This window comes from Polaromonas sp. P1_F8, assembly GCF_056405635.1.
In genome coordinates this window covers 108,776-129,578 of the sequence record NZ_JBFUBS010000001.1, presented here as the reverse complement: position 1 = coordinate 129,578, position 20,803 = coordinate 108,776, and the positions used below count along the sequence as shown (strand labels likewise).

Sequence of the window (20,803 nt, the reverse complement as noted above, 5' to 3'; positions counted from 1 at the left end):
GCTTCAAGCAGGCCGACCTGACATCGATGATCGGAACTGCTGATGACCACGACTTCTACTCCTGCTGCCGCCGGCAACACCGCGCTGGCGCCGTTGCCCTCCAGCGACCGCCTGTTCGGCTGGAGCGACCATGCCGCACTGTGGCTCAGCCTCGGGGTGGGCCTGCTGGTCATGCAGATCGGTGCTTACCTGGTGCCGGCTGTGGGCACCCAGACCGCATTGCTGGTAATCGTCTGCGGCTCGGTACTTGGCGCCGGATTGCTGGCCTGGACGGCCAGGATCGGCTGCGACAGCGGGCTGTCGAGCGCCGGGCTGATGCATGCCACCTATGGCAGCAGTTTTGCGCGCCTGCCGGTGCTGCTCAACATCGTGCAGCTCATCGGCTGGACCACCTTCGAACTGGTGGTGATGCGTGACGGGACAGTGGCCATCGCCCGCCAGTCCGGCAACTTTGCAGGCGCCTTCTGGCCGCTTCTGGCCACACTGCTGTGGGGCGCGGTGCTGCTGGCGCTGCTGTCGGGCTCCATGGTCAAGCTGGTGCGCAAATTCATAGGCCGCTATGGCCTGCCGCTGGTCATCGCCTCATTGCTGTGGCTGAGCTGGCAGTTTCTGTCCAAGGCCAATGCCCAGGGCCTGAGCGCGCTGTGGATGCGGCCAGGTGAAGGCGGCATGAGCACGCTGTCCGCACTCGACCTGGTGATCGCAATGCCGGTGTCGTGGTTACCCCTCGTAGCCGATTTCGCGCGCCATGGACGCGATGGCAAAGCCGCGCTGCGCGGCACCTGGCTGGGCTATGCGATCGCCAATATCTGGTGCTATGCGTTGGGCGTGCTGGTCGCGATTACAGCGCCCAGCACCGACCTCGTCGCCGCGCTGCTGCTGGCGCAAGGCGGCCTGATCGCGCTGGGGCTGATCCTGATCGACGAGGTCGACAACGCGTATGGCGATCTCTATTCGGGCTCGGTGGCCGGCCACAGCCTGAAACCTGCCTGGAGCGTGCGGCGCTGGGGCGTGGGGCTGGCACTGCTGTGCACCGCGCTGGCGCTGGTGTTGCCCATGCACAGCCTGGAGCCTTTTTTGCTGATGCTCAGTTCGGTGTTTGTACCTTTGTATGGCGTGATCCTGGCACGGCTGGCCGGCACGGCCGATATCGCTTCGCTGGTAGCCGAACGCAAGGTGAACCCCAGCGCCGTCGCGATCTGGGTGCTGGGCATTGCGTGTTATCACCTGTGCGCGAAGCTCGCGCCGGACTGGGGTGCGGCTTTGCCAACCCTGGTGCTGACCTTTGTACTGGCACGCCTGACGCGCAGCGGCCGCTCCGGTATCACCGCAGCGGCTTGAGCCGCATCGCGATGGGCGCGTGGCCGTGGTTCAGCGGCCCGCCGCCAGCGCCCGTTCGCACTCTGGCACCAGCCTCCAGCGCCGCACGCACATAGGCGCGTGCGCGCTGCACAGCCTCCAACAGAGGGTGCCCCAACGCCAGGTGAGCGGCAATCGCGGACGACAGCGTGCAACCGGTGCCGTGGGTATTGGGGCTGGGAATGCGCGGCCCGCGCATCCAGTGCAGTTCGCCACTTTGGGTGGCCAGTAAATCGCTGACCACATCGCCGGGCAAATGCCCGCCCTTGAGCAGCACGGCGCGGGCGCCTTGGGCCAGCAGCTCCTGTGCAGCAACCTGCATGTCCTGCTCGGTGCCCAGCGACCGGCCGACCAACAGCGAAGCCTCGTCGAGATTTGGGGTGACCACCATGGCACGCGGAAACAGCTCACGCACCAGTACCGCAATGGCCGGGTTGTCGATCAGCACGGCGCCGCTGGTGGCGACCATGACAGGGTCCAGCACCACGCTCTGCAGCGCATGCCGATCAATTGCCTCCGCCACGGTCCGCACGATGTCGGGTGCGTGCAGCATGCCTATCTTCACCGCATGCGCGCCTATGTCTTCGATCACGGCATCGATCTGGTCGCGCAGCATCTGCGGCGGCACGCCATGGATGGCGCGAACGCCGCGCGTATTCTGGGCCGTCAGCGCAGTGATGGCCGTCATGCCGTAGCAGCCCAGCGCGGCAAAGGTCTTGAGGTCAGCCTGGATGCCGGCCCCGCCGCCGCTGTCGGAACCTGCAATGCTCAGCACGCGCGGGTATTCGTGGTCGAAAGTGGTTTCATTCATGAGTGCAGTCATTCGTTTTCCGTGATCCACAGTGCATCACACCAGAACCTGAGCGTCGCGGCTTCGGTGCAGGCCCCAATACCTGCAAATGAAAGAACGGGGGCCATTTGTTGCTTGGGGCGAAGGTATTCGCATGGCGCTGCGAAGGCTAGCGTCGGTAAAGACAGCGCAACGAATGCCGGATCAATTATCGCGGAACGCCGTACCGCGACAACCGCCATCCAGAAGCCCTGCAGCTCAAAAAAAAGCCCGCAGTCTGATGGACAGCGGGCTTCGGGGGTGGCCTTGTTGGGCCTTGTTCTTGGCTCCTCAACCTGGGCTCGAACCAGGGACCTACGGATTAACAGTCCGGCGCTCTACCAACTGAGCTATTGAGGAATACAGCCTTAGATTATAGCGTCAATTTTCGAGCTTTTTAGGCCCGCGACATTCTGTCAATGCCTTGGCTCCTGCCGAATGGCGAGCAGACACCGCTTCGTGGGCAAAAAACACGGCGGCCTATTGGCCCTCAACCCTTGTTTGATATGCGCAAGCAGCTATCAAATCAATAGCATCTCTATGAATCACTGATCTCGGCAACGCGTTGGCCATGTCGCGGTAGCCTGCTCGGCTACCATTTGCGCATGTCCTTCACGGCCCGCTGTTTTAATGGCTTTATGACTGTCCATTTTTAAACCATGGGTAAACTCCCGCGCCCCGTGCCCTGGCTTGCCGCCGGCGAAAACTTTCCCTCGCTGGATACCGCGTGGGGGCTTCATGACCCGGCACCCGGTTTGCTGGCGGCTGGTGCCGCGCTGGATGTGCCGACCCTGGTCCATGCGTATTCGCAGGGCATTTTCCCCTGGTACAGCGTCGGCCAGCCCGTGCTCTGGTGGAGCCCTGACCCTCGCATGGTGCTGCAGACTCGCCACTTCAAGCTGCACCGGTCGCTGCGTAAGGCGGTAGTTCGTTTTCAGGAACAGCCTCGCTGCGAAATCAGGTTCGACAGCGCCTTTGAGCGCGTCATCGACGCCTGCGCCAGCAAGCCGCGTTCCGGCCAACCCGGTACCTGGATAGTCCCCGACATGGTGCAGGCCTATACCACTCTTCATGTGGCGGGCCATGCGCACAGCGTAGAGACCTGGATCGACGGCGAGCTGGCAGGCGGCTTGTATTGTGTGAATCTGGGCCGCATGGTATTTGGCGAATCGATGTTTGCGCACCAGACCGATGCATCCAAAATCGCACTGGCGGCACTGGTGGCTTTTTGCCGTGAACATCACATCACCATGATAGATTGCCAGCAAAATACCCATCACCTGGCGTCCCTGGGCGCAGGAGAAATCAGCCGGGCGGAATTTGTTGCCCACCTCGGACAAAGTGTGGGTAAAACGGGGCCCGACTGGCGCTTTGAGCCCGTATACTGGAATCAGATACTGACGACGGGAACGAAGGGAACCCTGGACCTACCGTGACACATCTCAAAGACCTGCCACTGCAAACCTTGCAGTTCTACGCAACGGCGCCCTACCCGTGCAGCTATCTGCCGGGCAAACAGGCCCGCTCGCAGGTTGCCACACCCAGCCACCTCATCCACAACGACGCTTATTCGGACCTTGTGACCAACGGCTTCCGGCGCAGCGGCATGTTCACCTACCGCCCCTACTGTGATGGGTGCCAGGCCTGCGTCCCGCTACGGGTGCCTGTTGGCAGCTTCAGCCCGAACAGCAGCCAGCGCCGCGCCTGGAAGCGGCACCAGGCGCTGCAGGCCCGCATCCTCAAGCTCTGCTTCATGCCGGAGCACTACCAGCTCTACCTGCGCTACCAGAACGGCCGTCACGCGGGCGGCGGCATGGACCATGACAGCATTGACCAATACACCCAGTTCCTCTTGCAAAGCCGTGTGAATTCACGCCTGGTGGAGTTTCGCGAAAGCCTGCCTGACGGCGAGCCGGGCGCTCTGAAGATGGTGTCCATCCTTGACGTGCTGGAGGACGGCATTTCCGCGGTCTATACGTTTTATGAGCCGGATGGCCGCGCAAGCTACGGCAACTACAGCGTGCTGTGGCAGATCGAGCAGGCCCGGCGCCTCGATTTGCCCTACGTGTACCTGGGCTACTGGATCGCGGAAAGCCCAAAAATGAATTACAAGGCCGGATTCAGACCCAATGAAGTGCTGGTCGACGGGCAGTGGGTGCTTTCCGCAGAGCCTGCGGCAGAAAATACAGGCAGGCCATCCGACAAGGCATAGGCATCGGTCCCATCAGGCGCATCACCCAGCGCATCAGGATTTCACAGGGTAAAATTTGCAGCAGAAAGCCTGCACATGAAAAAGCCCGACTCAGCCCTTCCCGCGACACCGACCGTTCAGGTCATTGAAAGGATGTTCACGCTGCTCGAAATCCTGGCGAACCGCGAAGAAGCGCTTTCGCTCAAGGAAATCAGCGAGAAGTCGGGGCTCCATCCCTCCACTGCGCATCGCATCCTGAACGATCTGGCCACGGGCCGTTTTGTGGATCGCCCCGCAGCGGGCAGCTACCGGCTGGGCATGCGACTGCTGGAACTGGGCAACCTTGTCAAAGCCCGTCTGGACGTCCGCGACGCTGCGCTGCTGCCCATGCGCGAGCTGCACAAGCTCACACAGCAACCGGTCAACCTGAGCATGCGCCAGGGCGATGAAATCGTGTACGTGGAGCGCGCCTACAGCGAACGCTCCGGCATGCAGGTGGTACGGGCCATCGGGGGCCGTGCGCCGCTGCATCTAACGTCTGTGGGCAAACTGTTCCTCGCGTTTGACGACCCGCAGCGCCTGCGGACCTACGCGACGCGCACCGGCCTGCCGGGGCAGACACGCAACAGCATCACGCAGCTGCCAATTCTGGAACGCGAGCTTTCCAAAGCGCGCCAATACGGCATCGCACGCGACAACGAAGAACTGGAGTTGGGAGTGCGCTGCATGGCCGCGGGCATTTACGATGACCAGAACCAGCTGGTAGCGGGCTTGTCGATCTCGGCCCCGGCCGACCGGCTGGACGAACACTGGCTGCCCAAGTTGCAGGCGACTGCGAATGAGATTTCAGCCGCGCTGGGCTACAAACCCAAGTAAAAAAAGGCTGCAGCCCAATCAGGTCGGGCGCAAGCAGCTATCAATACAATAGCAGACCGCGCAACTCGGGAATGCTCAGCCGTTCACCTGCTTGATGGAGGTGCTGACATTCACCTTGGGTTCGGCCACCGGATTCGACTCCACCCAGCGGCGTACACGCTCGGCATCACCCAGGCGGCTCAGCTTGCCGGCGGAATCCAGAAACACCATGATCAGTTTGCGGCCTGCGATTTTGGTCTGCATGACCAGGCACTGGCCAGCTTCAGAGATATAGCCGGTTTTTTGCAGGCCGATATCCCAGTCGGGGTTCTTCACCAGGCGATTGGTATTGTTGTACTGCAGCGTGCGGGTGCCGACTGCAACTTGATAACCCGTCGATGTGGAGAGCTCGCGCAGCATCGGGTCGCCATGTGCTGCGTTGACCAACGTCGCCAGATCCTGCGCACTGGACTGGTTGCGGCTGGAAAGGCCGGTGGGCTCCACATAGCTGGTGTCCGTCATGCCCAGCATTTTTGCCTTGGCGTTCATCAGGCTGACAAACGTGCCCATGCCACCGGGGTAGGTACGGCCCAGGGCGTGCGCAGCGCGGTTCTCGCTGGACATCAGGGCCAGGTGGAGCAGTTCACCACGCGTGAGCGTGGTGCCGACCTTCAGGCGTGAACTGCTTCCCTTTTCGGTGTCCACGTCGTCCTGCGTGATCGTGATGAGCTCATCCATGGGCAGCTTGGCGCCGCTGACGATGACGCCGGTCATCAATTTGGTGAGGGATGCGATCGGCAACACAGCATGATCGTTCTTGCTGAACAGCACTTCACGTGTGTCCTGGTCGATCACCAGCGCAACGCTGGACTTCAGTTCAAGGGGATCTTGCGAGCCGTGCAAACCGGCAATCTGACCGAAGGATGGTTTGGCCGGAATGGACACGCGGATGATGCTTCTGCGTTTTGTACCTGCAACAAAACGTACGCTCTTGCGTGTGGAAATAACTTTTTGGGAAGCCGACGCCTTGGACGAGGCGTGCTGCTTTTTGACAATGGTTTTTTTGGCGGTTGCCGCATTCGCGGCTGGCACTGCAAAGGCGGCGATCAGGGCCATGAATCCAACGATTTTTAATGCGCGATTGAAAATCTGATGAGACATGATGGTCTTGCCTGCGTGGATTGCAATGAATGGGATGGCTGGAGTGTATACAAATAGAAAAAGTCACGCAATATCAAAAACTTGCGCGACTTTCCTAAAAATACAATCACTTTGTGACGTTTTTAACGCCTGAAGCCCCATCTGCACCCAGATTCAACGCTAAGTCATTGAATACAAAGGATTTTATTTTCCGAATTGTTACATCATCCCTGTGCCGCCACGCGGTCAGCTTTACTTTGGAGTTTGTTCAACGCGCTCAAATAGGCTTTTGCCGATGCCACCACAATGTCGGGATCGGCGCCCACGCCATTGACCACCCGCCCGCTGTTTTGCAAACGCACCGTGACTTCTCCCTGGCTTTCTGTTGATCCGCTGATGGCGTTCACAGAGTAAAGCACCATCTCCGCACCGCTTTTGACGTGTGACTCGATGGCTTTGAGGGAGGCATCAACAGGGCCGTTGCCGTCGGATTCGCCTTTGACTTCCTTGCCGGCCACAGTGAACACGACGCTGGCCTGAGGGCGTTCGCCGGTTTCGCTGTGTTGCGACAGGGACACAAAGCCGTACTGCTCGTTGTCATGCGAAGCGCTTTCATCGCTCGCCAGCGCCAGGATGTCTTCGTCAAAGATCTCGCTCTTGCGGTCCGCGAGTTCCTTGAATTTGGCGAAGGCGTTGTTGATGTCCGCTTCGCTTTCCATGGCGACACCGAGCTCCAGCAGACGCTGCTTGAAGGCGTTGCGCCCGCTCAGCTTGCCCAGCACGATCTTGTTGGCGCTCCAGCCCACGTCTTCGGCGCGCATGATTTCATAGGTGTCGCGCGCCTTGAGCACGCCGTCCTGGTGGATGCCCGAGGCATGCGCGAAGGCATTGGCGCCGACCACGGCCTTGTTCGGCTGCACCACAAATCCCGTGGTCTGGCTCACCATGCGGCTGGCCGCCAGGATGTGCTGCGTGTCGATTCCAAGTTCGAGGCCGAAGTAATCCTTGCGGGTTTTCACGGCCATCACCACTTCTTCGAGCGAGCAGTTGCCGGCACGCTCGCCCAGGCCGTTGATGGTGCATTCCACCTGCCGCGCGCCGCCAATCTTCACACCGGCCAGAGAGTTGGCCACGGCCATGCCCAGGTCGTTGTGGCAGTGCACGGACCAGACAGCCTTGTCGCTGTTGGGGATACGCTCGCGCAGGTTCCTGATGAAGTTGCCGTAGAGCTCGGGGATGGCGTAGCCTACGGTGTCGGGCACGTTGATGGTGGTTGCGCCTTCCTTGATCACGGCCTCCAGCACGCGGCACAGGAAGTCCGGGTCCGAACGATAGCCATCTTCGGGACTGAACTCGATATCACCCATCAGGTTTTTGGCAAAACGCACGGAGAGCTTGGCCTGCTCGAATACCTGATCGGGTGTCATGCGCAGTTTCTTTTCCATGTGCAGGGCGCTGGTTGCAAGGAACAGATGCAGACGCCCCGATGCCGCAGGTTTCAAGGCCTCGGCAGCGCGGGAAATATCCCTGTCGTTGGCACGCGCCAGCGAGCAGATGGTGGAGTCCCTCACCACCTCCGCAATAGCCTTCACGCATTCGAAATCGCCATTGGAGCTGGCGGCAAACCCGGCTTCGATCACATCGACCTTCAGGCGCTCCAGCTGGCGGGCAATCCGCAGCTTTTCGTCCTTGGTCATGGAAGCGCCGGGCGATTGCTCGCCGTCGCGCAAGGTAGTGTCGAAAATAATGAGTTTGTCAGTCATGGCGGGATTCCTGATGCGTTGGGCGCTCTGTTTTTTGAAAGGTCTTGAACCGGGTTAACCGCTAATGGTAGCCTCGCCGGCGGGCTGGCCGGCCTTGCTGCGCTGCAGGCCGGAAACAATGGCCTTGAGCGACGCCGAGACAATATTGCCGTCCATGCCGACGCCGAAAAGCGTCTGGTCGTTGATGCGCAGCTCCAGGTAGGCCACGGCCTGCGCGCTCGCCCCAGCCCCGATGGCGTGTTCGTGGTAATCCAGCACGCGGACCGTGTGGCCTGTCGCCGCGGCCAGGCCGGCCACGAAGGCATCTATGGGCCCGGTGCCTGTGCCCTCAACGGCGTGACGTCTGCCGCCAAGCTGAACCTCGGCCTTGATGTGGAAGGACTCGCCGCCGGCTTTTCCGGTTTCCTCAATCGCCAGACGCTGCGGTGCGGCAACGGTCTGTACGCCGTATTCCTTCTCAAACAGCGCGAAGATATCTTTGCCTGTCAATTCCTTGCCGGTCGCGTCCATCACCGATTGCACTACCTGGCTGAACTCGATCTGCAGGCGGCGCGGAAGCTCCAGGCCGAACTCGCTTTCCAGCAGGTAGGCGATGCCACCCTTGCCCGACTGGCTGTTGACGCGGATCACGGCTTCATAGCTGCGGCCCAGGTCCTTGGGATCGATGGGCAAATAAGGCATGTCCCACACGTCGCCTTCTTTGCGCGCAGCGAAAGCCTTCTTGATGGCGTCCTGGTGCGAGCCGGAGAACGAGGTGTAAACCAGATCGCCGGCATACGGATGACGGGGATGCACGGGCAGCTGGTTGCAATGCTCCACCGTGCGGCGGATTTCGTCGATTTCAGAGAAGTCCAGCCCGGGCGATACGCCTTGCGTGTAGAGATTGAGCGCGATGTTTACCAGGTCCACATTGCCGGTGCGCTCGCCATTTCCGAAGAGGCAGCCTTCAATGCGGTCAGCACCCGCCATCAAGGCCAGCTCGCCGGCCGCAGTGCCCGTGCCGCGGTCGTTGTGGGGATGAACCGAGATCACGATGGCGTCGCGCCTGGCCAGGTGGCGGTGCATCCACTCCATCATGTCGGCAAAAATATTCGGCGTGGAATGCTCCACCGTGGACGGCAGGTTGATGATGCATTTTCGCTCGGGCGTCGGCTGCCAGACCTCGGTCACGGCATCGACCACGCGCTTGGAAAACGCCAGCTCAGTGCCCGACCACATCTCGGGTGAGTACTGGAACGTCCATTGCGTTTCAGGCTGCGCCGCAGCCAGTTGCTGGAAGAGCCGCGCATTGTCGGTCGCGAGCTGGACAATCTCGTCCTCATTCATGCCCAGCACCACGCGGCGCATAACCGGCGCGGTGGCGTTGTAGAGGTGGACGATGGCTTTTTTGGCGCCCTTGAGCGACTCGAAAGTACGGCGGATCAACGGCTCGCGCGCCTGGGTCAGCACCTGGATGGTGACGTCGTCGGGAATCAAATTACCGTCGATGAGCTGTCGGAGAAAGTCGAATTCAATCTGGGATGCGGATGGAAAGCCCACCTCGATTTCCTTGAAGCCGATTTTCACCAGGGTGTGGAACATCCTGAGCTTGCGGGAAATATCCATTGGCTCGATCAACGCCTGGTTGCCATCCCGCAGGTCCACGCTGCACCAGATGGGCGCTTGCGTCAGCACGGCGTCGGGCCAAGTGCGGTCGGCCAGTCGAACTGGCGCGAAGGATTGGTATTTGCTGGAAGGTGTTTTCAACATGGTCATTTCGTCAACCCCAAAGATTACAAAAAAACCAGCAACCCAAAGAAAAACGGCCCGTTGCTGGTGCAAACGGGCCGTTGAATCAGGTGTACGCGTACGCTACCGTCTCCGCCCGTTGGCAGATAGCAGTAGTGCTAGCGAAATATGTTTCATCCGGTCAATGTACCACAATTATTTGTGAAGGCCGCGTTCGTCGGGTTCGTCGGTGGACGTCGAGATCACGCTGGTCTGCTGGCCCTTGGCCTTACGCCAGCCGTACAGCACGTAACCTGACAGGCCATAAAGCACGAACAGGCCGAACATCACGGTAGGTGGATGGATATTGATAACGGCGATTCCAAGCGCGATCAACACAATGGCCGCGAAAGGCACGCTGCGCTTCATTTGCACGTCCTTGAAGCTGTAGAACGGCACATTCGTGACCATCGTGAGGCCCGCATAGAGCGTGAGGCCGAAGGTCACCCAGCGCACTTCCAGCCCACTGACTCCCGCATCGGTCATCAGCCAGATAAAGCCGGCCACCAACGCCGCCGCAGCGGGCGACGGCAGACCCTGGAAGAAACGTTTGTCAACCACGGCCGTGTTCACATTGAAGCGAGCCAGACGCAACGCCGCGCAGGCGCAGTAAACAAAGGCGCCTATCCAGCCCCAGCGCCCCAGGCTGGTCAAGGCCCAGACGTAGGCGATCAACGCCGGTGCGGCGCCGAAAGACACCATGTCCGAGAGCGAATCCATCTGCTCGCCGAAAGCGCTTTGCGTGTTGGTCATCCGGGCGACGCGGCCGTCCAGGCTGTCGAGAATCATGGCGCAAAACACACCGATGGCAGCTTGGTCGAAGCGCCCGTTCATGGCCATGACGATGGCGTAAAAGCCGCCAAACAGGGCGGCCAGCGTGAATAAATTGGGCAATATGTAAATGCCCTTGCGTCGCTTGCGTATCACCACCGCTTCGGTAGGGAACGCCGAATCTTCACCATCATGCATAAAAACACTCCTGAGGCACAACTGGTGCGCGCAAACAGCTATCAAATTCATAGCATCTGTAGATGCCATCCAGAAGCCGGGCCTCCTTGAAGGAACAAGCCGTCGACTCAAGCCGCCAAGGATACCAAGATCGGCCCCGGCAGAAACCTTCACCTCATCCCATCCAGTCTGCCCTGGTCAGAAAAAAAGCCGCGCAGGACCTTTGCGCGGCTTTTTGCAGGACAAAGCCCTGACGGGCTTGGATCAGTTGCGGGTCTGGTCGACCAGCTTGTTTTTCGCGATCCAAGGCATCATGGCGCGCAGCTTTTCGCCCACGATTTCGATCTGGTGCTCGGAATTCAGGCGGCGGCGGCTCAGCAGGGTTGGCGCGCCAGCCTGGTTTTCCAACAGGAAGCTCTTGGCGTATTCACCTGTCTGGATGTCTTTCAGGCACTTGCGCATCGCGTCTTTCGTAGCCGAGGTCACGATGTTCGGGCCTGTCACGTATTCGCCATATTCTGCGTTATTCGAGATCGAGTAGTTCATGTTGGCGATACCGCCTTCATAAATCAGGTCAACGATCAGCTTGAGCTCGTGCAGGCATTCAAAGTACGCCATTTCAGGCGCGTAACCAGCTTCCACCAGCGTTTCGAACCCGGCCTTGATCAACTCGACTGTGCCGCCGCACAGCACGGCCTGCTCGCCGAACAGGTCGGTTTCAGTTTCTTCGCGGAAGTTGGTTTCAATAATGCCGGCTTTGCCACCGCCATTGGCCATGGCATAGCTCAGGGCCAGGTCGCGGGCCTTGCCGGACTTGTCCTGGTGCACGGCGACCAGGTGAGGCACGCCGCCACCCTGGGCGTAGGTGTTGCGCACCGTGTGGCCGGGTGCCTTGGGGGCGACCATCCAGACGTCGAGGTCGGCACGAGGAATCACGGCGCCATAGTGCACGTTGAAACCGTGGGCAAACACCAGGGAAGCGCCCTGCTTGATGTGGGGAGCCACGTCGTTTTTGTAGACCGCGCCGATCTGTTCATCGGGCAGCAGGATCATGACCACGTCAGCGGCCTTGACCGCGTCCGCGACTTCAGCGACCTTCAGGCCGGCCTTTTCGACCTTGGGCCACGAAGCGCCGCCCTTGCGCAGGCCGACGATCACTTTCACGCCGCTGTCGTTCAGGTTTTGCGCGTGCGCGTGGCCCTGGCTGCCGTAGCCGATGATGGCGACTGTTTTGCCCTTGATCAGGCTCAAATCACAATCTTTGTCGTAAAAAACTTTCATGTTTCTCTCCAGAATAGGTATTGGCGAAAATGCCCTTCGACAGGCTCAGGGCGAACGGTAAACGCATATCGCCACTCAAAATCCGTTCGCGTTGAGCCTGTCGAAACGCGCGCACGGACGACTTAAATCAAACCCGCAAAATCCGCTCGCCGCGGCCAATACCGCTGGAGCCGGTTCGCACCGTCTCAAGGATCGCACTGCGGTCTATGGCTTCCAGAAATGCATCGTTCTTGGACTGGTCGCCAGTCAGCTCGATGGTGTAGCTTTTCTCCGTCACGTCGATGATTCGCCCGCGGAATATATCAGCCATGCGCTTCATCTCTTCGCGCTCCTTGCCGACTGCGCGCACCTTGACCATCATGAGTTCACGCTCGGTGTAGGAGCCTTCGGTCAGGTCGACAACCTTGACCACTTCGATAAGGCGATTCAGGTGCTTGGTAATTTGTTCGATGACGTCGTCGGAACCGGTGGTCTGTATCGTCATGCGCGACAGGCTCGGGTCCTCCGTCGGGGCGACGGTCAGGCTTTCGATGTTGTAGCCGCGCGCCGAGAACAGGCCGACCACGCGGGAAAGAGCGCCCGGCTCGTTTTCCAGCAAAACTGCAATGATGTGTTTCATAAGAAGATTCCTCTTTTCGCTGCCCTCCCCTGCGCACGGTAATGCGCAGGCTCGGCAGACAATAGATTCGTCAGGTGACGGTGAATGAATGGGTGTGGTTGGCGTGGGGCTTAGAGGTCTTCCGACCCCAGCAGCATTTCGGTAATGCCCTTGCCGGCCTGCACCATCGGGAACACGTTTTCGGTCGGGTCCGTGCGGAAGTCCATGAACACCGTACGGTCCTTGAGCTTGCGGGCTTCGCGAAGCGCCGGCTCCACGTCCTGCGGTTTTTCGATCAGCATGCCGACGTGACCATAGGCTTCGGCCAGCTTCACGAAATTGGGCAGCGCATCCATGTAGCTGCTGCTGTAGCGGCCTTCGTAGTCAATTTCCTGCCATTGCCGAACCATGCCCAGGTAACGGTTGTTCAACGAAACGATCTTGATCGGTGTGTTGTATTGCAGGCAGGTGGAAAGCTCCTGGATGCACATCTGCACCGAGCCCTCACCCGTGATGCAGAACACTTCCGAATCGGGCTTGGCCAGCTTGATGCCCATGGCATAGGGAATGCCGACGCCCATGGTGCCCAGGCCGCCCGAATTGATCCAGCGGCGTGGCTCGTCGAATTTGTAGTACTGCGCGGCCCACATCTGGTGCTGGCCCACGTCCGACGTGATGTAGGTGTCGGCGTCCTTGGTCAGCTTCCAGAGCGTTTCGACAACGTGCTGGGGCTTGATGACGTCGCCCTTGCCCATGCTGTATTTCATGCAATCGCGCTTGCGCCAGCCTTCAATCGTGTCCCACCAGCCGCCCAGCGCGTTCGCGTCGGGCTTGAGACCGGATTCCTTGATCATGCTGATCAGTTCGGTCAGCACGTCCTTCACGTCGCCAACGATGGGAATGTCGACCTTCACGCGCTTCGAAATGCTGGAAGGGTCGATATCGATGTGGATGATCTTGCGTTCGTTCTGCGCGAAGTGCTTGGGGTTGCCGATCACGCGGTCATCAAACCGGGCACCGACGGCCAGCAACACGTCGCAATGCTGCATCGCGTTGTTGGCTTCAATGGTGCCGTGCATGCCCAGCATGCCGAGGAATTTTTTGTCGCTGGCCGGGTAGGCGCCCAGGCCCATCAACGTGTTGGTACAAGGGTAGCCCAGCATGTCGACCAGCGTGCGCAGTTCTTGCGAGGCATTGCTGAGCAATACGCCGCCGCCGGTGTAGATATAGGGCCGTTTGGCCGCCAGCAGCAATTGCAGGGCCTTGCGGATCTGCCCGCCATGGCCTTTGCGCACCGGGTTGTAAGAGCGCATCTCAACGGTTTGCGGATAGCCGTTGTAAGGCACCTTGTTGAAGGACACGTCCTTGGGGATATCAACGACCACAGGGCCGGGCCGGCCGCTGCGGGCGATATGAAACGCCTTTTTCAGGGTTTCGGCCATGTGCCGCGCATCCTTGACCAGGAAGTTGTGCTTCACGATGGGCCGGGTGATGCCGACGGTGTCGCATTCCTGGAAGGCATCCAGCCCGATGGCGTGGGTAGGAACCTGTCCCGTGATGATGACCATCGGGATGCTGTCCATGTACGCTGTCGCGATACCGGTCACGGCGTTGGTCACGCCCGGGCCGGAAGTGACCAGCGCCACGCCCACCTCGCCTGTGGCGCGAGCATAGCCGTCGGCTGCGTGCACAGCGGCCTGCTCATGGCGCACCAGGATGTGCTGGATCGAATCCTGTTTGTAGACGGCGTCGTAAATATGCAGGACTGCACCGCCCGGATAACCCCACATGTATTTGACGCCTTCAGCCTGAAGGGACTTCATGAGGATTTCCGCGCCGCGGAGTTCTTGAGAATTTGTTTGTGCAGACGCAGCTGCCGCGGAAGCGATTTCCGCTTTGGAGATTTCCATGATGAACCTTTGTGAATTTCTCTAACGAAATACCTTGGGTGCCTCTTTGCCCACTCTTGTGAAGCAGCATCGAGACTTGAGGCCAAAACCATAAGCGGAAACATAAACCGCCGAGTCATGACCCGTTTGCCTTTTGAATTGCAGGCCGTATTATGGCATTTCGCGTTGCGCAATGGCTGCACGCGGTGAAAAATCGCATCCGGTACCGGCCGGGATGCGATAATTTTCCAGCTGTATCCTTGGATGCATGCCTTATTGGCATCGGCCCTGCGAGTACCCGCAGACCACCCTGTGCAGCGCTGGACGAACCGGAACCCCACACCGTTGGCAACTGAACAAGAACTCTCGGATTTCCTGAAAAGCGTTGAAAAACGGGCTTTCAAGCGCAGCATCTACCACGTGCGGGATGAAGAAGCGGCCCTTGATATCGTTCAGGACAGCATGATGAAGCTGGCCCAGCACTACGGCGACAAGCCTGCGGCCGAGCTACCCATGCTGTTCCAGCGCATCCTGGCCAACACCACGCTGGACTGGTTCCGCCGCCGCAAGACCCGGAACGCGCTTTTCTCCAACATGAGCGACTTTGAATCGCAGGGAGAAGACGGAGATTTCGATCTTCTGGAAACTTTAGAGAGCCTTACCAACTCAGAGGGTACAGAGAGCGCCCAGGATGCTACTGAGCGGGCGCAAATATTGCATGAGATCGAACTGCAGGTAAAGGAATTGCCGGGCCGTCAACGGGAAGCCTTTCTGATGCGTTACTGGGAGGAAATGGATGTCGCTGAAACAGCAGCCGCCATGGGCTGTTCGGAGGGCAGTGTCAAAACACATTGTTCCCGCGCAGTTCACGCCCTCAGCAAAGCCCTGAGTGCCAAAGGTATAAAACTATGACTAACTCACTACAAAAAAGAGCCGAAATCCTGCAGGACCGCTTTGGCCTGAAGACCGTGTCCTACCTGTCCGCAGGAGCTGCAGACCTGCCTTACGACATTTCCGAGCGCCTGCGCGCCGCACGCGTTCAAGCTGTTTCAAAACGTAAAGTTACCAAAGCACAAACCGCCACCAGCGTTGTCGGCGTTGGCACAAGTGCCGCCCTGTCATGGGGATCTGATGACGGCCTGAGCTGGTGGGCACGGATTGGTTCGGTCCTTCCACTTGTTGCACTGGTTGTAGGCCTGCTGGCCATCAATTCGATCCAGAACGACAACCGCGCCCAGGAACTGGCCGAAGTCGATGTAGCGTTGCTTACTGACGAACTCCCGCCCGCTGCTTTTGCCGATCCGGGTTTTGTCCAGTACCTCAAAACCACACGCCAAGTCCCTACGGCCCAATGATCCCGCGCGCAATCTCCCGACGCGCCTCGTCTGTCGATGGCAGCTCAATGCGGTTGAGACTGCAATGGCTGTCGTTCGGGCTTGTGACGGCTACCCTGCTGGCTTGGCCCATTCTGGGTCTTGCACAGGCGCCTAAACCCGTAGGCCCTGCCAGCGCAGCTGTGAAGCCGCCGGCCATCCCTGCCAAGCCCGTCGTGGCCAAGCCGACCTGGGCCGAACTCACGCCCATGCAACAGCAGGCGCTCAAACCGCTGGCTTCAAGCTGGGATACCGTCAGTGAGGCGCAAAAGCGCAAATGGCTGGAAATCTCCAAAAATTACCCTTCACTCACACCGGAAGAGCAGGCCAACCTGCACAGCCGCATGAATGAATGGGTCACCTTGAGCCCCCAGCAGCGCGCGCAAGCCCGGTTGAACTTCGGCAAGACCAAGGAACTCTCCAAGCAGCTCACGCCTGAAGAGAAAAAAGCCAAATGGGAGACTTACCAGGCCCTCAGCCCCGAAGAAAAGCAGAAATTAGCCGCCAAAGCCAGTCCCAAGCCTACCGGGGCGGCAACAGCGGTGAAACCGGTGGCGCCACAGAAGCTGGCGCCCGTGACGCCGCATCCGGTCAAGGCAGCCAGCAAACCTGGCCCTAAAATCACTGCTTTGCAACCTGCCTCAGCTGCTACGCCCGCCGCGCCGTCCGCAAGCGGTGCCGCAACAAGCGCTACGCCCCAACGCTAAGCGCTACCCGCAGCGGCCGGGCTTGACCCATGCCTGCCGCCGTTCACTGTGGCCAACCTTTATCGCGACATCTTTGACAGTCACAGACACCCTCCCCATTCCGTCCATTCCCCGCCGCATGGCCTGCTGGATGTACGAAGGCATGCTGATGTTCGGCGTGGTTTTTCTGGCCGGTTACCTCTTCAGCACATTGAGCCAGACCCGAAATGCCCTGGACAATCGCCATGCCCTGCAGGCGTTCGTGTTTGTGATTTTCGGTATTTACTTCGTCTGGTTCTGGGCCAAAGGTCAGACCCTGGCCATGAAAACCTGGAACATCCGCGTGGTCGACCTCAACGGTGCACCCGTCACCCAGAAACGTGCGCTGCTGCGCTATGCGCTGAGCTGGCTCTGGTTCCTGCCACCCCTGGCCGTGAGCTGGGCAATGGCGCTGCCAGGACGGGAAGGCGCCGTACTGACGCTGGGGTGGGTCGCCATCTGGGCCATCCTGGCGCGCTTTCATCCGCAAAAACAGTTTTGGCATGACGCCTGGGCGGGCACGCGGCTCATCACCTGGGTTGCACCCGAAAAACCCGGGCGCAAGGCCAAAAACAAAGTCGGTATCACCGGTACTGCGACCCACCAGCCCTAACATCAATGTGCCATAAAGCTGCGCGACAATGGCACCATGTCCGAACAAGTTCCGTTTCCCATGTCTGTGCCAGCGCCGCCATCTGATGTTGATGTCGCTCCTGCTGGCGCCACCTCCCGACTGGCCTCCAATGAGCCCGTCAACCCCCAAAAACACCGCAAGGGCCTGAGCCGCGTCTGGCACGCCACCGGCTATTCCGTTGCCGGCCTGCGCGCCGGATGGCATGAAACCGCTTTCCGCCAGGAGGCGATCGCGTCGATTGTGCTGATCCCCGCCGCTTTCTGGCTGGGCCGCAGCTGGGTCGAAACGGTGCTCCTGGCCGGTACCGTCATCCTCATCATGATCGTGGAACTGCTCAACACGGGCATTGAAACCGCCATCGACCGCATCGGCCCCGAATGGCATGACCTTTCCAAGCGCGCCAAGGACATGGGAAGCGCCGCCGTCCTGCTCAGCCTGCTGCTGTGCGCAGGTACCTGGGCCCTGGCGCTGTTCCAGCGATTTGCCGCATGAACGCAAGCATCAACAAAGTGACCGATACCTCCAAAACCGCCTCCAAGTCCGCTTTTTCTCTCTGCGTTTACTGCGGCTCCCGTCCCGGCAACCAACCCGAATTCGCCGCCATTGCCGCCCTCGTGGGCGCGTGGATAGGCAAGCGCGGCGGGCAACTGGTCTACGGCGGCGGCCGCAACGGCCTGATGGGCATCATGGCCGACGCTGCGCTGGCGGCCGGCGGGCGTGTTGTGGGAATCATCCCCAAGGCACTAGTAGAGAAAGAATGGGCCCACACTGGATGCACCGAGCTGCACATCGTGGAAAACATGCATGAGCGCAAATACATGATGGCCGAACATGCCGATGCGTTCCTGGCATTGCCCGGCGGGATCGGTACGCTGGAGGAGTTTTTCGAGGTATGGACCTGGCGCCAGCTGGGCTACCACGACAAACCGGTCGGCCTGCTCAACATGAACGGCTACTACGACGCCCTGCTGGCCTTCCTGGCGTCTTCGGTGAAGACCGGCTTCATGAACGAATGGCTGATGGACCTGATCCGCACCAGCAGCGACGCGGAATCACTGCTGGAAACGCTGGTGCAGGCAGCCGGCATGACGCCAGGCAACACCCGCCTAGACCAAATCTGACCCTCCCCGGGGATTTCCTCCCAATACCAGCAGGGGCCGCGGGACTGGCTTCGCCAGACCGCAGGCGCAGCGGCCCCCTCGGGGGGCAGAGAGCTACACGAAGTGAGCGACCGTGGGGGCCCTGTCTACACCGCCGCTTCGTCTTCTTCCCCGGTACGGATGCGCACCACCCGCTCGACGCTGGTGATAAAAATCTTGCCATCACCGATCTTGCCGGTGCGCGCAGCACGCACGATGGCATCCACGCAACGTTCCACGTCTTCGGTTTTCACCACGACTTCGACCTTGACCTTCGGCAGGAAATCGACGACATATTCGGCGCCACGGTACAGCTCGGTGTGGCCCTTCTGGCGGCCAAAACCCTTGACTTCAGTGACGGTCAGGCCGGTAACACCGCATTCTGCGAGGGCCTCACGGACTTCTTCGAGTTTGAAGGGCTTGAGGACGGCGGTAATTTGTTTCACTGAATATCTCCATTCGTTCTAAATATCGTCAAAAAGGCATTTAGCGGCGTACGACGTGCAAGTGACTTCACCAGCAGGGGCCGCGGGACTGGCTTTGCCAGACCGCAGGCGCAGCGGCCCCCTCGGGGGGCAGCGCATTACACGAAGTGAAAAGCGTGGGGGCCATCACTGCCGGAATTTGCTGGTAATAGGATAGCGCCAATCCTTGCCAAAGCTCCTGTGGGTGACCCTGATACCCACGGGCGCCTGGCGGCGTTTGTACTCGTTGATCCTGATCAGCTGGGCCACGCGCACGACCAGCGCGCGGTCAAACCCGGCAGCGGCGATGGCATCCACGCCCTGGTCGTTCTCCATGTAGCGCTCCAGGATGGCGTCCAGCACCTCGTAGGGCGGCAGGCTGTCCTGGTCGGTCTGGTCGGGCCGCAGCTCGGCGCTGGGCGGCCGCGTGATGACGCGCTCGGGAATCGGGTTGCTGCCCGTGCCATACGGGTCGTTTTCGTTGCGCCAGCGCGCCAGGCGAAAGACCGTGGTCTTCAGCAGGTCCTTGATGACCGCAAAGCCGCCGGCCATGTCGCCGTAGAGCGTGCAATAGCCGGTCGCCATTTCACTCTTGTTGCCGGTGGTCAGCACGATGGAGCCGAACTTGTTCGACAGCGCCATCAAAAACACGCCGCGGATGCGCGCCTGGATGTTTTCCTCGGTCGTATCTTCCTTCAGGCCCTTGAACTCACCGGCCAGCGACGCCTTGAAGGCTTCGAACTCCGGCACGATGGAAATCTCGTCGTAACGCACCTTCACGCGCTCAGCCATCTCTCGCGCATCGATCCAGGAAATGTCTGCTGTATAGGGCGAAGGCATCATCACCGCGCGCACCTTGTCGGCGCCCAGCGCATCCACCGCAATCGCCAATACCAGGGCCGAATCAATGCCACCGGACAGGCCAAGAATGGCGCCCGGAAAGCCGTTTTTACCCAGGTAGTCGCGCACGCCCAGCACCAGCGCGTCCCACAGATCCGCCTCGTGGCTTCGTTCAGGTGCCGTGCTTGCTATTAATTTAATAGCTGCTTGCGCTCGTCCCGCCTGAATTACAAACAGATTTTCCTTGAAACTTTCAGCCCTTCCGGCCAGGGCGCCATCGGCCTGCAAGGCAAAAGACGCGCCTTCAAAAACGATTTCGTCCTGCCCGCCCACCAGGTGCGCATAAATCAACGGCAACCCGGTAGCCTGGGCCCGGAGCTGCATCATCTGCTCGCGTTCCCCGCCTTTGCCGACATGAAACGGCGACGCATTGATGACCGCCAGCAGCTCGGCCCCCGCTTCCCTGGCCAGGCGTGCCGGCTCTTCAAACCAGGCGTCTTCGCAAATCAGCAGCCCGACGCTGACGGCGTCATTGCCTTCCCCGGCCTGGAACACACAGGTGCCCTGCCCCGGTGTGAAATAACGGCGCTCGTCAAACACCTGGTAGTTGGGCAGCTCGCGTTTGGCGTAGGTTTCGATAACCTGGCCTTCGCGCAGAACCCTCGCGGCGTTGTGGCGCTGCTGCACTTCCACGCTTTTGGTGCGCAGCCCCTTGCCGTTGTCGCCGTGGGTGGGCGTGCCCACCACCACTGTCAGGCCTTTTAACCCGGCCAGCTCGCGGGCCACCAGATTCACGGCATCATCACAGGCCTGGATGAACGATGGGCGCAAGAACAGGTCTTCTGCCGCATAGCCGCAAATGGCCAGCTCGGGCGTCAGCAGCAGCCGGGCGCCGCCCTCATAGGCCGTGCGGGCAGCGTCGATGATCTTTTGCGCATTACCCGGCATATCGCCGACGCAATAGTTCAATTGGGCAACGCAGATTTTGAGTGGCATGTTGAAGTAGAA

General features: G+C 60.1%; 20 protein-coding genes and 1 tRNA gene. 10 read left to right on the top strand and 11 right to left on the bottom strand.

The features are described 5' to 3' along the window. Nucleotides 1-42 precede the first annotated feature (42 nt). Nucleotides 43-1,341 (top strand): purine-cytosine permease family protein, encoded by a 1,299-nt coding sequence (locus AC1D1J_RS00630; RefSeq protein ID WP_477693597.1) that lies wholly within the window; start codon nucleotides 43-45, stop codon nucleotides 1,339-1,341. On the opposite strand, the gene thiD is transcribed toward AC1D1J_RS00630, so the two are convergent. Beyond that, nucleotides 1,325-2,170 carry a bifunctional hydroxymethylpyrimidine kinase/phosphomethylpyrimidine kinase gene (thiD, locus tag AC1D1J_RS00625; protein ID WP_477693596.1) on the bottom strand — a complete coding sequence of 282 codons (846 nt, stop codon included), beginning with the start codon at nucleotides 2,168-2,170 and terminating at the stop codon, nucleotides 1,325-1,327. The genes AC1D1J_RS00630 and thiD overlap by 17 nt on opposite strands. Nucleotides 2,171-2,472: 302 nt before the next feature. Beyond that, nucleotides 2,473-2,548, bottom strand: a tRNA-Asn gene (locus AC1D1J_RS00620). 299 nt (nucleotides 2,549-2,847) lie between these two features. Here AC1D1J_RS00620 and aat point away from each other — a divergent pair. From aat to AC1D1J_RS00605, 3 genes are all read left to right on the top strand, one after another. Further along, a complete protein-coding gene (gene aat, locus AC1D1J_RS00615; RefSeq protein ID WP_477693595.1) occupies nucleotides 2,848-3,624 on the top strand; it encodes a leucyl/phenylalanyl-tRNA--protein transferase in 777 nt (258 codons plus the stop codon). Then, nucleotides 3,621-4,400, top strand: coding sequence for an arginyltransferase (locus AC1D1J_RS00610; RefSeq protein WP_477686488.1), 780 nt, complete (start codon nucleotides 3,621-3,623; stop codon nucleotides 4,398-4,400). Before aat ends, AC1D1J_RS00610 begins: the two co-directional genes overlap by 4 nt. A 75-nt stretch (nucleotides 4,401-4,475) precedes the next feature. After that, nucleotides 4,476-5,255 (top strand): IclR family transcriptional regulator, encoded by a 780-nt coding sequence (locus AC1D1J_RS00605; RefSeq protein ID WP_457278601.1) that lies wholly within the window; start codon nucleotides 4,476-4,478, stop codon nucleotides 5,253-5,255. 75 nt (nucleotides 5,256-5,330) lie between these two features. On the opposite strand, the gene pbpG is transcribed toward AC1D1J_RS00605, so the two are convergent. The 7 genes from pbpG to AC1D1J_RS00570 all read right to left on the bottom strand — a co-directional run bounded on the left by pbpG (nucleotide 5,331) and on the right by AC1D1J_RS00570 (nucleotide 14,641). Next, entirely contained in the window at nucleotides 5,331-6,395 is a 1,065-nt protein-coding gene (gene pbpG / locus AC1D1J_RS00600; RefSeq protein ID WP_457278602.1) for a D-alanyl-D-alanine endopeptidase, read from the bottom strand. A 203-nt stretch (nucleotides 6,396-6,598) separates the two neighbouring features. Continuing rightward, complete coding sequence (locus AC1D1J_RS00595; RefSeq protein ID WP_477686490.1) at nucleotides 6,599-8,137, bottom strand: 2-isopropylmalate synthase; 1,539 nt, start codon at nucleotides 8,135-8,137, stop codon at nucleotides 6,599-6,601. A 54-nt stretch (nucleotides 8,138-8,191) separates the two neighbouring features. Then, complete coding sequence (gene leuA / locus AC1D1J_RS00590) at nucleotides 8,192-9,886, bottom strand: 2-isopropylmalate synthase (protein ID WP_477693594.1); 1,695 nt, start codon at nucleotides 9,884-9,886, stop codon at nucleotides 8,192-8,194. 174 nt (nucleotides 9,887-10,060) lie between these two features. Beyond that, nucleotides 10,061-10,873, bottom strand: a complete 813-nt coding sequence (gene pssA, locus AC1D1J_RS00585) for a CDP-diacylglycerol--serine O-phosphatidyltransferase (protein ID WP_477686492.1) — start codon at nucleotides 10,871-10,873, stop codon at nucleotides 10,061-10,063. Between the two features lie 243 nt (nucleotides 10,874-11,116). Further along, the gene (gene ilvC, locus AC1D1J_RS00580) at nucleotides 11,117-12,133 is read right to left on the bottom strand and encodes a ketol-acid reductoisomerase (protein WP_477670845.1); all 1,017 of its coding nucleotides are present in this window, start codon (nucleotides 12,131-12,133) and stop codon (nucleotides 11,117-11,119) included. Between the two features lie 127 nt (nucleotides 12,134-12,260). Further along, a complete protein-coding gene (ilvN, locus tag AC1D1J_RS00575; RefSeq protein ID WP_011483239.1) occupies nucleotides 12,261-12,752 on the bottom strand; it encodes an acetolactate synthase small subunit in 492 nt (163 codons plus the stop codon). Between the two features lie 110 nt (nucleotides 12,753-12,862). Continuing rightward, nucleotides 12,863-14,641: an acetolactate synthase 3 catalytic subunit gene (locus tag AC1D1J_RS00570; protein ID WP_477693593.1), complete on the bottom strand. Its 1,779-nt coding sequence runs from the start codon at nucleotides 14,639-14,641 to the stop codon at nucleotides 12,863-12,865. A gap of 324 nt (nucleotides 14,642-14,965) precedes the next feature. Between AC1D1J_RS00570 and AC1D1J_RS00565 the strand changes: the two genes are divergently transcribed. From AC1D1J_RS00565 to AC1D1J_RS00540, 6 genes are all read left to right on the top strand, one after another. Further along, the gene (locus AC1D1J_RS00565) at nucleotides 14,966-15,532 is read left to right on the top strand and encodes an RNA polymerase sigma factor (protein ID WP_457279761.1); all 567 of its coding nucleotides are present in this window, start codon (nucleotides 14,966-14,968) and stop codon (nucleotides 15,530-15,532) included. Continuing rightward, nucleotides 15,529-15,975, top strand: coding sequence for a DUF3619 family protein (locus AC1D1J_RS00560; protein WP_477693592.1), 447 nt, complete (start codon nucleotides 15,529-15,531; stop codon nucleotides 15,973-15,975). Before AC1D1J_RS00565 ends, AC1D1J_RS00560 begins: the two co-directional genes overlap by 4 nt. 47 nt (nucleotides 15,976-16,022) lie before the next feature. Continuing rightward, entirely contained in the window at nucleotides 16,023-16,700 is a 678-nt protein-coding gene (locus AC1D1J_RS00555; RefSeq protein ID WP_477693591.1) for a DUF3106 domain-containing protein, read from the top strand. A gap of 73 nt (nucleotides 16,701-16,773) precedes the next feature. Next, a complete protein-coding gene (locus AC1D1J_RS00550; protein WP_477693590.1) occupies nucleotides 16,774-17,331 on the top strand; it encodes an RDD family protein in 558 nt (185 codons plus the stop codon). Nucleotides 17,332-17,367: 36 nt separating this feature from the next. Next, the gene (locus AC1D1J_RS00545) at nucleotides 17,368-17,844 is read left to right on the top strand and encodes a diacylglycerol kinase (protein WP_477693589.1); all 477 of its coding nucleotides are present in this window, start codon (nucleotides 17,368-17,370) and stop codon (nucleotides 17,842-17,844) included. Beyond that, the gene (locus AC1D1J_RS00540) at nucleotides 17,841-18,473 is read left to right on the top strand and encodes an LOG family protein (protein WP_477686498.1); all 633 of its coding nucleotides are present in this window, start codon (nucleotides 17,841-17,843) and stop codon (nucleotides 18,471-18,473) included. Before AC1D1J_RS00545 ends, AC1D1J_RS00540 begins: the two co-directional genes overlap by 4 nt. Before the next feature lie 125 nt (nucleotides 18,474-18,598). On the opposite strand, the gene AC1D1J_RS00535 is transcribed toward AC1D1J_RS00540, so the two are convergent. After that, nucleotides 18,599-18,937 carry a P-II family nitrogen regulator gene (locus tag AC1D1J_RS00535; RefSeq protein ID WP_007869659.1) on the bottom strand — a complete coding sequence of 113 codons (339 nt, stop codon included), beginning with the start codon at nucleotides 18,935-18,937 and terminating at the stop codon, nucleotides 18,599-18,601. Nucleotides 18,938-19,102: 165 nt separating this feature from the next. After that, a complete protein-coding gene (locus tag AC1D1J_RS00530; RefSeq protein WP_477693588.1) occupies nucleotides 19,103-20,791 on the bottom strand; it encodes an NAD+ synthase in 1,689 nt (562 codons plus the stop codon). Nucleotides 20,792-20,803: the final 12 nt, after the last annotated feature.

Excerpts from the sequence above, each read along its gene's own strand:
- ilvN (WP_011483239.1), bottom strand. The coding sequence starts at position 12,752 with ATGAAACACATCATTGCAGTTTTGCTGGAAAACGAGCCGGGCGCTCTT.
- AC1D1J_RS00570 (WP_477693593.1), bottom strand. The coding sequence starts at position 14,641 with ATGGAAATCTCCAAAGCGGAAATCGCTTCCGCGGCAGCTGCGTCTGCA.
- AC1D1J_RS00530 (WP_477693588.1), bottom strand. The coding sequence starts at position 20,791 with ATGCCACTCAAAATCTGCGTTGCCCAATTGAACTATTGCGTCGGCGAT.
- ilvC (WP_477670845.1), bottom strand. The coding sequence starts at position 12,133 with ATGAAAGTTTTTTACGACAAAGATTGTGATTTGAGCCTGATCAAGGGC.
- leuA (WP_477693594.1), bottom strand. The coding sequence starts at position 9,886 with ATGTTGAAAACACCTTCCAGCAAATACCAATCCTTCGCGCCAGTTCGA.
- aat (WP_477693595.1), top strand. The coding sequence starts at position 2,848 with ATGGGTAAACTCCCGCGCCCCGTGCCCTGGCTTGCCGCCGGCGAAAAC.
- AC1D1J_RS00555 (WP_477693591.1), top strand. The coding sequence starts at position 16,023 with ATGCGGTTGAGACTGCAATGGCTGTCGTTCGGGCTTGTGACGGCTACC.
- AC1D1J_RS00595 (WP_477686490.1), bottom strand. The coding sequence starts at position 8,137 with ATGACTGACAAACTCATTATTTTCGACACTACCTTGCGCGACGGCGAG.
- AC1D1J_RS00560 (WP_477693592.1), top strand. The coding sequence starts at position 15,529 with ATGACTAACTCACTACAAAAAAGAGCCGAAATCCTGCAGGACCGCTTT.
- AC1D1J_RS00630 (WP_477693597.1), top strand. The coding sequence starts at position 43 with ATGACCACGACTTCTACTCCTGCTGCCGCCGGCAACACCGCGCTGGCG.
- AC1D1J_RS00605 (WP_457278601.1), top strand. The coding sequence starts at position 4,476 with ATGAAAAAGCCCGACTCAGCCCTTCCCGCGACACCGACCGTTCAGGTC.
- AC1D1J_RS00540 (WP_477686498.1), top strand. The coding sequence starts at position 17,841 with ATGAACGCAAGCATCAACAAAGTGACCGATACCTCCAAAACCGCCTCC.
- pbpG (WP_457278602.1), bottom strand. The coding sequence starts at position 6,395 with ATGTCTCATCAGATTTTCAATCGCGCATTAAAAATCGTTGGATTCATG.
- thiD (WP_477693596.1), bottom strand. The coding sequence starts at position 2,170 with ATGAATGAAACCACTTTCGACCACGAATACCCGCGCGTGCTGAGCATT.
- pssA (WP_477686492.1), bottom strand. The coding sequence starts at position 10,873 with ATGCATGATGGTGAAGATTCGGCGTTCCCTACCGAAGCGGTGGTGATA.
- AC1D1J_RS00545 (WP_477693589.1), top strand. The coding sequence starts at position 17,368 with ATGTCCGAACAAGTTCCGTTTCCCATGTCTGTGCCAGCGCCGCCATCT.